Here is a 15,759-nt window from a genome sequence, read left to right on the forward strand (position 1 = left end):
CAAATGCTTGGTCGAAAGATCCCGACAGAATAATGGAGGGATGCCCGAGTGGTTAAAGGGGACGGACTGTAAATCCGTTGGCTCAGCCTACGTTGGTTCAAATCCAACTCCCTCCACCATTCTGCTTCTGGATCGAAGGCCCGCGGGTATAGCTCAATGGTAGAGCAGCAGCCTTCCAAGCTGAATACGCGGGTTCGATTCCCGCTACCCGCTCCAGCAGCGAACAGCCTCCTTATCCGAATTAATCCGATGCTCCAACGCTTCGCGGTAAGTCATTGTTTGTCTTGCTTGCGGAGCGATCCGTGATTCGCGCATGCCTGCCCTTGTGTCGGCGCTTCAGCGTTCTTACATATCGGCAGGAAAAGGCCGTCGGCGACCGGTCCGGGCGTACGCAATTAAGTCTTGCGCAAATCCCCTGAAACCCTTAAACGGCTCCACAAACCGGCCCTGCCGGCTGATCATTCATACTTGACCACAGGAAACGTACCCATGGCAAAGAGCAAATTTGAGCGCAACAAGCCGCACGTTAACATTGGCACGATTGGCCACGTTGACCATGGCAAGACGTCGCTGACCGCAGCGATCACGAAGTACTTCGGCGAGTTCAAGGCGTATGACCAGATCGACGCTGCGCCGGAAGAAAAGGCCCGTGGTATCACCATTTCGACGGCCCACGTTGAGTACGAGACGCCGAACCGTCACTACGCTCACGTTGACTGCCCCGGCCACGCCGACTACGTCAAGAACATGATCACCGGTGCGGCTCAGATGGACGGCGCGATCCTGGTTTGCTCGGCTGCTGACGGCCCGATGCCGCAGACCCGCGAGCACATCCTGCTCGCCCGCCAGGTTGGCGTTCCGGCAATCGTCGTGTTCCTCAACAAGGTCGACCAGGTTGACGACGCCGAGCTTCTCGAGCTCGTCGAACTCGAAGTTCGCGAACTTCTGTCGTCCTACGAATTCCCGGGCGACGACATTCCGATCATCAAGGGCTCGGCGCTTGCTGCTCTGGAAGATTCGGACAAGAAGATCGGCGAAGATGCGATCCGCGAGCTGATGGCCGCTGTTGACGCCTACATCCCGACGCCGGAGCGTCCGATCGACCAGCCGTTCCTGATGCCGATCGAAGACGTGTTCTCGATTTCGGGCCGTGGTACGGTTGTGACCGGTCGCGTTGAGCGCGGTATCGTCAAGGTCGGCGAAGAAGTTGAAATCGTCGGCATCCGCGACACGTCGAAGACGACGGTTACGGGCGTTGAAATGTTCCGCAAGCTGCTCGACCAGGGCCAGGCCGGCGACAACATCGGCGCGCTGATCCGTGGTGTTAACCGTGACGGTGTCGAGCGTGGCCAGATCCTGTGCAAGCCGGGTTCGGTCAAGCCGCACAAGAAGTTCATGGCCGAAGCCTACATCCTGACGAAGGAAGAAGGCGGCCGTCATACGCCGTTCTTCACGAACTACCGTCCGCAGTTCTACTTCCGCACGACGGACGTGACGGGCATCGTGACGCTGCCGGAAGGCACGGAAATGGTCATGCCGGGCGACAACGTCACCGTTGCCGTCGAGCTGATCGTTCCGATCGCGATGGAAGAAAAGCTGCGCTTCGCGATCCGCGAAGGCGGCCGTACCGTCGGCGCAGGCATCGTAGCCTCGATCGTCGAGTAATCTGCTGGTTTCAGATCAGTAGAGAGGCCCCGCTGGCAACGGCGGGGCCTTTTTCGTTGCAGGAGCTGCCAGGACTTCATCGATAAAGTCGCGCTTGCCGTGGGTGTAGATATCCCAATCGCCATTGGCGTCTGTGGCAAGCCGCTTTTTCAGCGTCTCGTATCGCTCGGCATAGTCCAGCCGTTCACGCAACTGGTCGCGGAAGAGGAGGCGTGCCGCATGAGCGGCGTTGTCGCCAGAGCAAAGATAGAGGCGCGTGCCGTAGGGGCGCGTATCGGTGGTGAAGGTCCAGAGGCCGCTTGCGTGCGGATCGCGGTGAAAGGTGTAGCCGATGCTGCGAAGGCGCGCAGTCAGCTCCGGCAGCCTTCTCAGATCCGCGATGACCGCATCGATATCGATCTTCGGCTTCGCCGGCAATCCGGGCACTGCGGTGCTGCCGATGTGATGGACCTCGCGGACGAAGGGTGAAGCAGCGTCGCGATCTCTGAGGCTCGCTCTTCAAACAACAAAGCCAGCAGGGACCGTATTCGGCCAGCGTGATGCGCGACGTATGATTCGGCTCCCGGCAATTGCCGGCAGGATAGCGGATTCCCGACTTCGCGCGCCGCGGGAATTACGGCAGGCTCGACAATGACTTGCGCCCGTTCGTGACGCCGGAGGCGGCAGGGCAGGGGGTTGTTGCAATTCGATGAGGATTTTTTCGCTTCTTCGGTGAAAGGTGCTTGTCATCCTCCGGCAAACTGAATATTAAGCCGCTGACTTGAGGCGGCGACGCGTCGTTAGACGAAGGCGCAGCTGAATAGGGGTATAGCTCAGTTGGTAGAGCGGCGGTCTCCAAAACCGCAGGTCGGGGGTTCGAGCCCCTCTGCCCCTGCCATTTCTCTCGCGCTTGCATAAAGGCTGAGGGGACGGCAAACTAAAGCTTAAGGACCGGTGACCCGGTCGACGAAATTCACAAAAAAGACTGATTGGCTCTTGTGGTTTTCAGAATCGGTCTTTATGTAGGGTCCAAACAGACACGCGGTGCGTGGGGCTGAATCATCGGCTTTACGCGCCGTAATGGCGTGAGCATTACATGGCATCCAAAACGAATCCGGTAACGTTTCTGCAGCAGGTTCGCTCGGAGACGTCGAAAGTGACTTGGCCTTCTCGGCGCGAGACGATGATCTCGACGCTGATGGTCTTTGTCATGGTCTTTTTTGCCGCTGCCTTCTTCTTTGCTGCGGACCAGTTGATGGGTTGGGCGATCGGCCTCATCCTCAACGTTGGCGCTTGATTGGGTGGAGGGTAGTATGGCTGCGCGCTGGTATATTGTTCACGCCTATTCGAACTTCGAAAAGAAGGTCGCTGAATCGATCGAAGAAAAGGCCAAGCAGAAGGGTCTCGAGCATTTGTTCGAGAAGATTCTCGTGCCGACCGAGAAGGTTGTCGAAGTGCGTCGTGGCCGCAAGGTCGACGCCGAGCGCAAGTTCTTCCCGGGCTACGTTCTGGTTCGCGCCAATCTGACGGATGAGGCTTTCCATCTCATCAAGAATACGCCGAAAGTAACGGGTTTCCTCGGTACCGACAGCAAGCCGGTTCCGATTCCGGACCATGAGGCTGAGCGCATCCTTGGTCAGGTCCAGGATGGCGTCGAGCGTCCGAAGCCGTCGGTCTCGTTCGAGATCGGCGAGCAGGTCCGCGTTTCGGATGGTCCGTTTGCCTCGTTCAACGGCGTCGTTCAGGACGTCGACGAAGAGCGTTCGCGCCTCAAGGTCGAGGTTTCGATCTTCGGTCGCGCGACGCCGGTCGAACTGGAATACGGTCAGGTCGAGAAGGTCTGAGAAGATCTCAAGAGATAGGGCGGGTTACGACCCGTTCTGGCGGAGAAATCCGCATGCGCGTGGAAGGGGAGCGACCTTAGCCGGGTCGGATCGTCCGTACCACGCAACCGCAGCCGCCGATCCCCGTGATCGGCAACAAGCCGGGCAACCGGCGTAACAGATCCCGGTGCGATCCGTCGCAAGGGATTTCAGAAAGGCAGAGAGAAATGGCTAAGAAAGTTGCAGGCCAGCTCAAGCTGCAGGTGAAGGCTGGGTCGGCCAATCCGTCCCCGCCGATCGGTCCTGCGCTCGGTCAGCGTGGCATTAACATCATGGAATTCTGCAAGGCGTTCAATGCCGCCACGCAGGAAATGGAAAAGGGTATGCCGATCCCGGTCGTCATCACCTATTACCAGGACAAGTCCTTCACTTTCGTCATGAAGCAGCCGCCGGTCAGCTACTTCCTGAAGAAGGAAGCAAAGATCCAGTCCGGTTCGAAGACCCCCGGCAAGGGCGGCTCGGCCGGCAAGCTCACCAAGGCTCAGATCAAGTCGATCGCCGAAGCCAAGATGAAGGATCTCAATGCTGCCGATATCGAAGGCGCAATGGCCATGATCGAGGGCTCTGCCCGCGCTATGGGCCTGGAAGTGGTAGGCTAAGACCATGGCGAAGATTGCAAAGCGTGTACAGAAGTCCCGCGAGGGCGTCGATCCGACGAAGATCTACGGTCTCACCGAGGCCGTTTCGATGGTCAAGGAACGTGCAACTGCCAAGTTCGACGAGACCATCGAAGTTGCGATGAACCTCGGCGTTGACCCGCGCCACGCCGACCAGATGGTCCGCGGCGTCGTCAACCTGCCGAACGGCACCGGCCGCTCGGTTCGCGTCGCCGTTTTCGCACGTGGCGCCAAGGCTGACGAAGCCAAGGCTGCCGGTGCTGACGTCGTTGGCGCGGAAGAACTCGTCGAAATCGTTCAGGGCGGCAAGATCGATTTCGATCGCTGCATCGCAACCCCGGACATGATGCCGCTCGTCGGTCGCCTCGGTAAGGTTCTCGGCCCGCGTGGCATGATGCCGAACCCGAAGGTCGGCACCGTCACGATGGACGTCGCTGGTGCCGTCAAGGCATCCAAGGGCGGCGCCGTCGAGTTCCGCGTCGAAAAGGCCGGTATTGTTCACGCCGGCATCGGCAAGGCATCCTTCGATGCCAAGGCACTGGAAGAAAACATCCGTGCCTTCGCAGACGCAGTGATCAAGGCAAAGCCGACCGGCGCCAAGGGCAACTACGTCAAGCGCGTCGCTATTTCGTCGACCATGGGCCCAGGCCTCAAGATCGACCCGGCCACGCTCAGCGTCGCTTAATCGTTTTCGGGCTTCGGCCCGGTACCAAATTCCCGGCCTTTCGGGGCCGGGAATTCCGGACGTCAAGTCCGGAACTCCTGTCCGAGATTGCGGGTGGTTTTACCTTAATCACTTCGGCCTGCATGAGACGGGTAAGATCTGAATTTCGCTATGGCGCCGGAGGCGTCGAAATTCGGTTCGAACCTCGCTTGCCTTGTGTCAGACCCGGCTCTTCCGGGAACGCCAAGGGACAGGATCCTTAAGCGTTACGTGGGATCGAGCTCGATCTCGGGTGACAAAGGCAAACCCGGCGGGGCTGCAGTATTGCAACCCTGCCTACTGGAGACAGACAGTGGAAAGAGCGGAAAAACGCGAATTCGTCACGGAGCTGAACGAAGTCTTCAAGGCTTCCGGTTCGGTTGTCGTGGCCCACTATGCTGGTGTCACAGTTGCGCAGATGAACGACTTCCGTTCGAAGATGCGCGCTGCTGGCGGCACCGTCAAAGTCGCGAAAAACCGCCTGGCCAAGATCGCTCTTCAGGGCACCGAGTCGGAAGGGATGAGCAATCTCTTCAAGGGTCAGACGCTGATCGCATACAGCGAAGACCCGATCACGGCTCCTAAGGTCGTCATGGATTTCGCCAAGACCAACGACAAGCTCGTTGTTCTCGGTGGCGCCATGGGCACAACCACGCTCAACGCCGAAGCAGTCAAGTCGCTCGCGACCCTGCCTTCGCTCGACGAGCTGCGCGCAAAGCTGCTGGGCCTTCTCAATGCCCCGGCAACCCGCGTCGCAACGGTTGTTGCAGCACCGGCAAGCCAGCTTGCTCGCGTGTTCTCGGCCTATGCCAAGAAGGACGAAGCCGCCTAAGGCGGATTTTCGCTGTTGTATTTAAAACCAGTTCGAACCGAACAAAAGGAAAAGTAAAATGGCTGATCTCGCAAAGATCGTTGAAGACCTCTCCTCGCTGACCGTTCTGGAAGCTGCTGAGCTTTCCAAGCTGCTCGAAGAGAAGTGGGGCGTTTCGGCTGCTGCTCCGGTAGCTGTTGCTGTTGCTGGCGGCGCTGCCGGCGGTGCTGCTGCTGCTGCTGAAGAAGAAAAGACCGAATTTGACGTTATCCTCGTTGACGCTGGTGCCAACAAGATCAACGTCATCAAGGAAGTCCGCGCCATCACCGGTCTCGGCCTCAAGGAAGCCAAGGACCTCGTCGAAGGCGCTCCTAAGCCGGTTAAGGAAGCAGTTTCCAAGGCTGAAGCTGCTGACCTCAAGAAGAAGCTCGAAGACGCTGGCGCCAAGGTTGACGTCAAGTAATTCGGCTACATGCAAGGGGAGGTGGCCTTTTCAGGCCGCCTCTCTTTGACCGTTTTTGGAACATATTACCCAAAAGCCTGTCGAAAAACGGCTTTTGGGTAATGGGTTCTTCAAGAGGATGGTCTCGAACGGAAGGCAGCACAGCAATCCGCGCTGAGCGTTTTCCGTTAGCTGGACGAGATTGGACTACTCATTGATTGACGGGGTCGACTGGCCATCGGTTCCCGTCCGTTGCAGGCCCGGATGCAAGATTGACAAGGAGCGACGATGGCTCAGACCCTTTCGTTTAACGGTCGCAGGCGCGTACGCAAGTTTTTTGGTAAAATTCCAGAAGTCGCAGAAATGCCGAACCTCATCGAGGTTCAGAAGGCATCTTACGACCAGTTTCTGATGGTTGAAGAGCCCAAGGGCGGTCGCCCTGACGAGGGGCTCCAAGCTGTTTTCAAGTCCGTTTTCCCGATCAAGGATTTCTCGGGCGCATCGATGCTTGAGTTCGTGTCCTACGAATTCGAGCCGCCGAAGTTCGACGTCGAGGAATGCCGTCAGCGCGATCTGACCTACGCAGCGCCGCTCAAGGTGACGCTGCGCCTCATCGTATTCGATATCGACGAGGATACCGGCGCGAAGTCGATCAAGGACATCAAGGAACAGAACGTCTACATGGGCGACATGCCGCTCATGACCGACAACGGTACCTTCATCGTCAATGGTACCGAGCGCGTTATCGTTTCGCAGATGCACCGGTCGCCGGGCGTGTTCTTCGACCACGACAAGGGCAAGAGCCATTCGTCGGGCAAGCTGCTCTTCGCAGCACGCGTCATTCCTTACCGCGGTTCCTGGCTCGACATCGAGTTCGACGCCAAGGACATCGTGCATGCCCGTATCGACCGCCGCCGCAAGATTCCGGTGTCGTCGCTGCTGATGGCGCTCGGCATGGACGGCGAGGAAATCCTCGACACCTTCTACACGAAGTCGCTTTACCAGCGCGACGGCGAAGGCTGGCGCGTGCCGTTCCAGCCGGATGCCCTGAAGGGTCAGAAGGCCATCACCGAGATGGTCGACGCCGACACCGGTGAAGTCGTTGTCGAGGCTGGCAAGAAGCTGACCCCGCGCCTGCTTCGTCAGTTGCAGGACAAGGGTCTGAAGGCGCTCAAGGCGACCAATGATGACCTCTACGGCAACTATCTTGCCGAAGACGTCGTCAACTTCGCAACCGGTGAAATCTACCTCGAAGCAGGCGACGAGATCGACGAGAAGACGCTTCCCGTCATTCTGTCGGCCGGCTTCGACGAAATCCCGGTTCTCGACATCGACCATATCAATGTCGGCGCCTACATCCGCAATACGCTGACCGTAGACAAGAACGAGAACCGTCAGGACGCTCTGTTCGATATCTACCGCGTCATGCGTCCGGGCGAGCCGCCGACCATGGATTCTGCGGAAGCCATGTTCAACACGCTGTTCTTCGACGCCGAGCGCTACGACCTCTCGGCCGTCGGCCGCGTCAAGATGAACATGCGCCTCGACCTTGAAGTTGCGGATACCGTCCGTACCCTGCGCAAGGAAGACATCCTGGCTGTCGTCAAGATGCTCGTCGAACTGCGCGACGGTAAGGGCGAAATCGACGACATCGACAACCTCGGCAACCGCCGTGTTCGTTCGGTCGGCGAGTTGATGGAAAACCAGTACCGCCTGGGTCTGTTGCGCATGGAGCGCGCGATCAAGGAACGCATGTCGTCGATCGAGATCGACACCGTCATGCCGCAGGACCTGATCAACGCCAAGCCGGCTGCCGCAGCCGTCCGCGAATTCTTCGGCTCCTCGCAGCTGTCGCAGTTCATGGACCAGGTGAACCCGCTTTCGGAAATCACCCACAAGCGCCGCCTTTCGGCACTTGGCCCGGGTGGTCTGACCCGCGAGCGCGCCGGCTTCGAAGTCCGCGACGTTCACCCGACGCACTACGGCCGTATTTGCCCGATCGAAACGCCGGAAGGCCCGAACATCGGTCTGATCAACTCGCTCGCAACCTTCGCCCGCGTCAACAAGTACGGCTTCATCGAAAGCCCGTACCGCAAGATCGTTGACGGCAAGGTGACGAACGACGTCGTCTATCTCTCGGCGATGGAAGAAGCGAAGTATCACGTCGCCCAGGCCAACTCGGTTCTCGAGAGCGATGGTTCGTTCTCGGAAGAATTCGTCGTTTGCCGTCATGCCGGCGAAGTTATGCTGGCACCGCGCGACAACATCAACCTGATGGACGTTTCGCCGAAGCAGCTCGTTTCGGTCGCGGCCGCGCTCATCCCGTTCCTTGAGAACGACGACGCGAACCGCGCACTGATGGGCTCGAACATGCAGCGTCAGGCCGTGCCGCTGCTGCGCGCCGAAGCGCCGTTCGTCGGTACCGGCATGGAGCCGGTCGTTGCCCGCGACTCCGGCGCAGCAATCGCTGCCCGTCGTGGCGGTGTCGTCGACCAGGTTGACGCGACCCGTATCGTTATCCGCGCCACCGAAGACCTCGATCCGTCGAAGTCGGGCGTCGATATCTATCGTCTGCAGAAGTTCCAGCGTTCGAACCAGAACACCTGCGTCAACCAGCGTCCGCTGGTTACCGTCGGTGACGTTCTGAACAAGGGCGACATCATCGCCGACGGTCCGTCGACCGACCTCGGTGACCTGGCGCTCGGCCGCAACGCGCTCGTCGCGTTCATGCCGTGGAACGGCTACAACTACGAAGACTCGATCCTGCTCTCCGAGCGGATCGTGCGCGACGACGTGTTCACCTCCATCCACATCGAAGAATTCGAAGTGATGGCGCGTGACACGAAGCTGGGTCCGGAAGAAATCACCCGCGACATTCCGAACGTTTCGGAAGAAGCGCTGCGTAACCTCGACGAAGCCGGTATCGTTTATATCGGTGCTGAGGTTCAGCCGGGTGACATCCTCGTCGGCAAGATCACGCCGAAGGGCGAAAGCCCGATGACGCCGGAAGAAAAGCTTCTGCGCGCCATCTTCGGTGAAAAGGCTTCCGACGTTCGCGACACCTCGATGCGCATGCCCCCGGGCACCTTCGGTACCGTCGTCGAAGTTCGCGTCTTCAACCGCCACGGCGTTGAGAAGGACGAACGCGCGATGGCGATCGAGCGCGAGGAAATCGAACGCCTCGCCAAGGACCGCGACGACGAACAGGCGATCCTCGATCGTAACGTCTACGCACGTCTCGTCGACATGCTGCGAGGCCACACGGCCGTTGCCGGCCCGAAGGGCTTCAAGAAGGGCACCGAGCTTTCGAACCTCGTCGTCAGCGAATACCCCCGCTCGCAGTGGTGGATGTTCGCCGTCGAAGACGAAAAGGCTCAGGGCGAGATCGAAGCTCTGCGCGCCCAGTACGACGAATCCAAGTCGCGCCTTGAACAGCGCTTCATGGACAAGGTCGAGAAGGTCCAGCGCGGCGACGAAATGCCTCCGGGCGTCATGAAGATGGTCAAGGTCTTCGTCGCTGTGAAGCGCAAGATCCAGCCGGGCGACAAGATGGCCGGCCGTCACGGCAACAAGGGTGTCGTGTCGCGTATCGTGCCGATCGAAGACATGCCGTTCCTGGAAGACGGCACGCATGTCGACGTCGTTCTGAACCCGCTCGGCGTGCCTTCGCGCATGAACGTCGGCCAGATCCTCGAAACCCATCTCGGCTGGGCTTGCGCCGGCATGGGCAAGAAGATCGGCGCGATGCTCGATGCCTACAAGGCAGGCGCCGACATCCAGCCGCTGCGCGACACCATCGACAGCGTCATCGGGTCGGGCCCGAAGGGCGAGCCGATCAAGCAGTACGACGACGAGTCGATCGTGCGCCTGGCCGAGCAGACCCGTCGCGGCGTTTCGATCGCGACGCCGGTCTTCGACGGTGCTGTCGAAGCCGACGTCAACGAGATGCTGGAGCAGGCGGGCCTGAAGGTAACCGGTCAGTCGACGCTTTACGATGGCCGTACCGGCGATCAGTTCGACCGTCAGGTGACCGTGGGCTACATCTACATGCTCAAGCTCAACCACTTGGTCGACGACAAGATCCACGCCCGTTCGATCGGTCCGTACTCGCTCGTCACCCAGCAGCCGCTGGGCGGTAAGGCGCAGTTCGGCGGTCAGCGCTTCGGGGAAATGGAGGTCTGGGCGCTGGAAGCTTACGGCGCGGCCTACACCCTGCAGGAAATGCTGACGGTCAAGTCGGACGACGTTGCCGGTCGTACCAAGGTCTACGAAGCGATCGTCCGTGGCGACGATACCTTCGAAGCGGGCATTCCGGAGAGCTTCAACGTTCTCGTCAAGGAAATGCGCTCGCTGGGCCTTTCGGTCGAGCTCGAAAACTCGAAGGTCGACGAGGCTGGCGGTGCACAGTTGCCGGACGCAGCCGAGTAAAGAGACCCAAGGTGCGTGCCGCGATGCGGCGCGCACCGTTTCCGCCTGAAGACGCTGACGTTTTCGGCAGGAACAGAGCCGCAGCCAATGCGGTTTTAGCTGTTTAAGGGGCAGGGGCCGGCGCCCGGGATTTGTCGGCACCCTCGCCAAGCTCAGGGCGTAAAGCCCGTAAAGGAGACAGGCATGAACCAAGAGGTCATGAATCTTTTCAATCCGCAGGTGCCTGCACAGACCTTCGATTCCATCCGGATTTCGATCGCCTCGCCGGAGAAGATTCTTTCCTGGTCTTACGGTGAGATCAAGAAGCCGGAGACGATCAACTACCGTACGTTCAAGCCGGAACGCGACGGTCTGTTCTGCGCGCGCATCTTTGGCCCGATCAAGGACTACGAGTGCCTGTGCGGCAAGTACAAGCGCATGAAGTACAAGGGCATCATCTGCGAAAAGTGCGGCGTCGAAGTCACGCTGTCGCGCGTTCGCCGTGAGCGCATGGGCCACATCGAGCTCGCCGCTCCCGTCGCCCACATCTGGTTCCTGAAGTCGTTGCCTTCACGCATTTCGACGCTGCTCGACATGACGCTGAAGGATGTCGAACGCGTTCTGTACTTCGAAAACTACATCGTGACCGAGCCGGGTCTGACGTCGCTGAAGGAAAACCAGCTCCTCAGCGAAGAAGACTACATGCTCGCCGTCGATGAGTTCGGCGAAGATCAGTTCACCGCCATGATCGGCGCTGAAGCGATCTATGAAATGCTCGCTTCGATGAATCTGGAGAAGATCGCTGGTGACCTGCGCGCCGAGCTCGCTGAGACGACCTCGGATCTGAAGCAGAAGAAGCTGATGAAGCGCCTGAAGATCGTCGAGAACTTCATGGATTCCGGCAATCGTCCGGAATGGATGATCATGAAGGTCGTTCCGGTGATCCCGCCGGATCTGCGCCCGCTCGTGCCGCTCGACGGTGGCCGTTTCGCGACGTCGGATCTGAACGATCTCTACCGCCGCGTGATCAACCGTAACAACCGTCTGAAGCGCCTGATCGAACTGCGTGCTCCGGGCATCATCATCCGTAACGAAAAGCGCATGCTGCAGGAATCTGTGGACGCGCTGTTCGATAACGGCCGTCGTGGCCGCGTCATCACCGGTGCCAACAAGCGTCCGCTGAAGTCGTTGTCCGACATGCTGAAGGGCAAGCAGGGCCGCTTCCGTCAGAACCTGCTCGGCAAGCGCGTCGACTATTCCGGCCGCTCGGTTATCGTGACCGGTCCGGAACTGAAGCTGCACCAGTGCGGTCTTCCGAAGAAGATGGCGCTTGAGTTGTTCAAGCCGTTCATCTACGCCCGCCTCGACGCCAAGGGTTACTCCTCGACCGTCAAGCAGGCCAAGAAGCTCGTTGAAAAGGAAAAGCCGGAAGTCTGGGATATCCTCGACGAGGTCATCCGCGAGCATCCGGTTCTCCTGAACCGCGCGCCGACGCTGCACCGCCTGGGCATCCAGGCCTTCGAACCGACCCTGGTCGAAGGCAAGGCGATCCAGCTGCATCCGCTCGTCTGCACGGCCTTCAACGCCGACTTCGACGGTGACCAGATGGCCGTTCACGTGCCGCTGTCGCTCGAAGCCCAGCTCGAAGCACGCGTGCTGATGATGTCGACGAACAACATTCTGCACCCGGCAAACGGCGCGCCGATCATCGTTCCGTCGCAGGACATGGTTCTCGGTCTCTACTACTTGTCGATCCTGAACCAGAACGAGCCGGGCGAAGGCATGGCGTTCTCGGACATGGGCGAACTGCATCACGCGCTCGAAACCAAGGCCGTGACCCTGCATGCCAAGATCCGTGGCCGCTTCAAGACCGTCGATGCCGAGGGCAACCCGGTTTCGAAGATCTACGAAACCACGCCTGGCCGCATGATCATCGGCGAGCTGCTGCCGCGCAACGTCAACGTGCCGTTCGACATCTGCAACCAGGAAATGACCAAGAAGAACATCTCCAAGATGATCGACGCGGTCTACCGTCACTGCGGCCAGAAGGACACGGTCATCTTCTGCGACCGCATCATGCAGCTCGGCTTTGCCCATGCCTGCCGCGCCGGCATTTCGTTCGGCAAGGACGACATGGTCATCCCGGACACCAAGGTGAAGATCGTCGGCGACACTGAAGCGCTCGTGAAGGAATACGAGCAGCAGTACAACGACGGCCTCATCACCCAGGGCGAAAAGTACAACAAGGTTGTCGACGCCTGGGGCAAGGCGACCGAAAAGGTCGCCGACGAAATGATGGCCCGCATTAAGGCGGTGGAGTTCGACGAAAACGGTCGTCAGAAGCCGATGAACTCGATCTACATGATGTCGCACTCCGGCGCCCGTGGTTCTCCGAACCAGATGCGTCAGCTGGGCGGCATGCGCGGCCTGATGGCCAAGCCGTCGGGCGAAATCATCGAGACGCCGATCATCTCGAACTTCAAGGAAGGCCTCACCGTTAACGAGTACTTCAACTCGACCCACGGTGCCCGTAAGGGTCTGGCCGACACCGCCTTGAAGACCGCGAACTCCGGTTACCTGACCCGTCGTCTCGTCGACGTCGCGCAGGATTGCATCGTCAACTCCGTCGATTGCGGCACCGAAAACGGTCTCACAATGACGGCGATCGTCGACGCCGGTCAGGTTGTGGCCTCGCTTGGCGCTCGTATTCTTGGCCGTACGGCTCTGGACGACATCGATCACCCGGTCACGGGCGCTCGCATCGTCGATGCCGGCCGGATGATCCTGGAACCCGACGTCATCGAGATCGAGAAGGCTGGTATCCAGTCGATCCGCATCCGTTCTGCACTGACCTGCGAAATCCAGACGGGCGTTTGCGGCGTCTGCTACGGCCGCGACCTGGCTCGTGGTACGCCGGTCAACATGGGCGAAGCGGTTGGCGTTATCGCTGCACAGTCGATCGGTGAACCGGGCACCCAGCTCACCATGCGTACCTTCCACCTGGGTGGTACGGCGACCGTGGTCGACCAGTCGTTCCTGGAAGCGTCCTACGAAGGTACGGTCCAGATCAAGAACCGCAACATGCTGCGCAACTCGGACGGCGTTCTCGTCGCGATGGGCCGTAACATGGCGGTCCAGATCCTGGACGAGCGTGGCGTCGAGCGTTCGTCGCAGCGTGTTGCCTATGGTTCGAAGATCCTCGTCGACGATGGCGACAAGGTGAAGCGCGGCCAGCGTCTCGCCGAGTGGGACCCCTACACCCGTCCGATGATGACGGAAGTAGAAGGTACCGTTCACTTCGAAGACGTCGTCGACGGCATCTCGGTGCTCGAAGCGACCGACGAGTCGACCGGTATCACCAAGCGCCAGGTTATCGACTGGCGTTCGACCCCGCGTGGTACGGACCTCAAGCCGGCGATCGTCATCAAGGACAAGAACGGCGCAGTTGCCAAGCTGTCGCGCGGCGGCGAAGCCCGCTTCTTGCTCTCGGTCGACGCGATCCTCTCGGTCGAACCCGGCCAGAAGGTCAGCCAGGGTGACGTTCTCGCTCGTTCGCCGCTCGAAAGCGCCAAGACCAAGGACATCACCGGTGGTCTGCCGCGTGTTGCCGAACTGTTCGAAGCCCGTCGTCCGAAGGATCACGCCATCATCGCTGAGATCGATGGCACCGTTCGCTTCGGCCGCGACTACAAGAACAAGCGTCGCGTTCTGATCGAGCCGGCGGAAGACGGTGTCGAGCCGGTCGAGTACCTGATCCCGAAGGGCAAGCCCTTCCATCTTCAGGATGGCGACTACATCGAAAAGGGCGATTACATCCTCGACGGCAACCCGGCGCCGCACGACATCCTGGCGATCAAGGGCGTGGAAGCGCTTGCTTCCTACCTGGTCAACGAAATCCAGGAAGTCTACCGACTGCAGGGCGTTGTCATCAACGACAAGCACATCGAAGTCATCGTTCGCCAGATGCTGCAGAAGGTGGAAATCACCGATGCCGGCGACTCGACCTACATCGTCGGTGACAATGTCGACCGGATCGAGCTCGAAGACGTCAACGACGGCCTGATCGAACAGGGCAAGAAGCCGGCATACGGCGATCCGGTCCTGCTCGGCATCACCAAGGCGTCGCTGCAGACACCGTCCTTCATCTCGGCGGCTTCGTTCCAGGAAACCACCAAGGTCCTGACCGAAGCGGCGATCGCTGGTAAGACGGACGGCCTGCAGGGCCTGAAGGAAAACGTCATCGTCGGCCGTCTGATCCCGGCCGGTACCGGTGGCACGATGACCCAGATCCGCCGCATCGCAACCGCGCGCGACGAAATGATCCTGGAAGAACGTCGTCGTGGCACGGGCGCCGAGGCAGCAACGCCAATGCTTGCCGATCTCGCCAACGAGAACGCTGCAGCCGAATAAGCGGGGAGGGCGGGTTATTCCGCCCTCTGACCCACACAAAGAAGAAGCCGCCGAGAGCGATCTCGGCGGCTTCTTCTTTTGGGCGGTCGCCCCGCGCGGCAACGGCGAGGGCGAAGGTCACTTGACTGCAAAGATTAGCTAAAGCGGATGATCGCCACTTCGCCTTCGAGTGCGCCCTGGTAGGCGGAGGCGTGGGGTTCGTCGCTCGGGATCTCGGTCAGTGTGCCGATCTGGTCCAGATCAGCCTCGAGAAAACCCTCTTCGGCAAGGGCGTTCAGTGCTTCGCGAACAGCGGTATCGTCGTCGGGCGCCTTGAGCATCACGTGAATGTCCACGCCGTCTTCGTCGCCGTCGGTCTCATAGGCCTTGCCGATGATGATGAACACCATCGGTTCGTCCGGGGCATTGTCGTTGTCTGGGGTGACGGCCATATTGTTTCCTTTCGATTGGCTGGCGCGACCTTAGCGCCCTTTTTTGTCCGGCGCGATGGAAATGCATCGCGCCTCGAATGCTTCTGCAGCGACCGACTCGAAGATGGTGGAAAACCCCCACAAAGTGGTTGCCGATTCCTTAACCCTATCCGACACTCCGCCTGTCGAAGGGCCAAAGAGGCGGGCAAAAGGTTCGAAACCATGTGCAAAAGCCTTGTTTTGCAGGCATGTCAGGCCTGCGCGCGATAGAATATTTCTTAATTGCCCTTGACTGTTGGCCTTGAAATCAGTACACCCCGCCGCATCGGAGCCCATGTGAGGCTGGCTGGTTCGGAACGTCGCGTTCTGGAGTTCGCCTCAAACAAGGTTCGAAACGCACGCCGACGACTACAATGCTGCACGCAAGACGCG

At 59.7% G+C, this 15,759-nt stretch carries 11 protein-coding genes and 3 tRNA genes; 12 read left to right on the plus strand and 2 right to left on the minus strand.

Features of this window, described 5'->3' with window-relative positions; translation table 11 throughout:
- The first annotated feature begins 34 nt into the window (after nt 1-34).
- The 3 genes from IB265_RS06740 to tuf all read left to right on the plus strand — a co-directional run bounded on the left by IB265_RS06740 (nt 35) and on the right by tuf (nt 1,665).
- A tRNA-Tyr gene (locus tag IB265_RS06740) sits at nt 35-119 on the plus strand.
- 23 nt (nt 120-142) lie between these two features.
- Nucleotides 143-216 (plus strand) — tRNA-Gly (locus tag IB265_RS06745).
- A gap of 273 nt (nt 217-489) precedes the next feature.
- Nucleotides 490-1,665, plus strand: coding sequence for an elongation factor Tu (gene tuf, locus IB265_RS06750; protein ID WP_034795467.1), 1,176 nt, complete (start codon nt 490-492; stop codon nt 1,663-1,665).
- Between the two features lie 15 nt (nt 1,666-1,680).
- On the opposite strand, the gene IB265_RS06755 is transcribed toward tuf, so the two are convergent.
- Nucleotides 1,681-2,091 carry a GrpB family protein gene (locus IB265_RS06755; RefSeq protein ID WP_309140259.1) on the minus strand — a complete coding sequence of 137 codons (411 nt, stop codon included), beginning with the start codon at nt 2,089-2,091 and terminating at the stop codon, nt 1,681-1,683.
- A gap of 375 nt (nt 2,092-2,466) precedes the next feature.
- Between IB265_RS06755 and IB265_RS06760 the strand changes: the two genes are divergently transcribed.
- The 9 genes from IB265_RS06760 (at nt 2,467) to rpoC (ending at nt 14,917) form a co-directional block, all read left to right on the plus strand.
- Nucleotides 2,467-2,542 (plus strand) — tRNA-Trp (locus IB265_RS06760).
- A gap of 198 nt (nt 2,543-2,740) precedes the next feature.
- Nucleotides 2,741-2,941: a preprotein translocase subunit SecE gene (gene secE, locus IB265_RS06765; RefSeq protein WP_034795473.1), complete on the plus strand. Its 201-nt coding sequence runs from the start codon at nt 2,741-2,743 to the stop codon at nt 2,939-2,941.
- 16 nt (nt 2,942-2,957) lie between these two features.
- The gene (gene nusG / locus IB265_RS06770; protein ID WP_034795476.1) at nt 2,958-3,488 is read left to right on the plus strand and encodes a transcription termination/antitermination protein NusG; all 531 of its coding nucleotides are present in this window, start codon (nt 2,958-2,960) and stop codon (nt 3,486-3,488) included.
- A 206-nt stretch (nt 3,489-3,694) separates the two neighbouring features.
- Nucleotides 3,695-4,126 (plus strand): 50S ribosomal protein L11, encoded by a 432-nt coding sequence (rplK, locus tag IB265_RS06775; protein WP_043626293.1) that lies wholly within the window; start codon nt 3,695-3,697, stop codon nt 4,124-4,126.
- A gap of 4 nt (nt 4,127-4,130) precedes the next feature.
- Entirely contained in the window at nt 4,131-4,829 is a 699-nt protein-coding gene (rplA, locus tag IB265_RS06780) for a 50S ribosomal protein L1 (RefSeq protein ID WP_057252169.1), read from the plus strand.
- Between the two features lie 331 nt (nt 4,830-5,160).
- Nucleotides 5,161-5,679, plus strand: a complete 519-nt coding sequence (rplJ, locus tag IB265_RS06785; RefSeq protein WP_057252170.1) for a 50S ribosomal protein L10 — start codon at nt 5,161-5,163, stop codon at nt 5,677-5,679.
- A gap of 58 nt (nt 5,680-5,737) precedes the next feature.
- On the plus strand, nt 5,738-6,121 hold the full coding sequence (gene rplL, locus IB265_RS06790) for a 50S ribosomal protein L7/L12 (protein WP_057252171.1): 384 nt from the start codon (nt 5,738-5,740) through the stop codon (nt 6,119-6,121).
- Nucleotides 6,122-6,388: 267 nt separating this feature from the next.
- Complete coding sequence (rpoB, locus tag IB265_RS06795) at nt 6,389-10,528, plus strand: DNA-directed RNA polymerase subunit beta (RefSeq protein WP_113737420.1); 4,140 nt, start codon at nt 6,389-6,391, stop codon at nt 10,526-10,528.
- A gap of 183 nt (nt 10,529-10,711) precedes the next feature.
- Entirely contained in the window at nt 10,712-14,917 is a 4,206-nt protein-coding gene (gene rpoC / locus IB265_RS06800; RefSeq protein WP_065376943.1) for a DNA-directed RNA polymerase subunit beta', read from the plus strand.
- A 134-nt stretch (nt 14,918-15,051) separates the two neighbouring features.
- On the opposite strand, the gene IB265_RS06805 is transcribed toward rpoC, so the two are convergent.
- Complete coding sequence (locus tag IB265_RS06805) at nt 15,052-15,348, minus strand: hypothetical protein (protein ID WP_057252174.1); 297 nt, start codon at nt 15,346-15,348, stop codon at nt 15,052-15,054.
- Nucleotides 15,349-15,759: the final 411 nt, after the last annotated feature.

It is taken from the genome of Ensifer sp. ENS10, assembly GCF_014852025.1.
In the GTDB taxonomy this organism is placed as follows: Bacteria; Pseudomonadota; Alphaproteobacteria; order Rhizobiales; family Rhizobiaceae; genus Ensifer.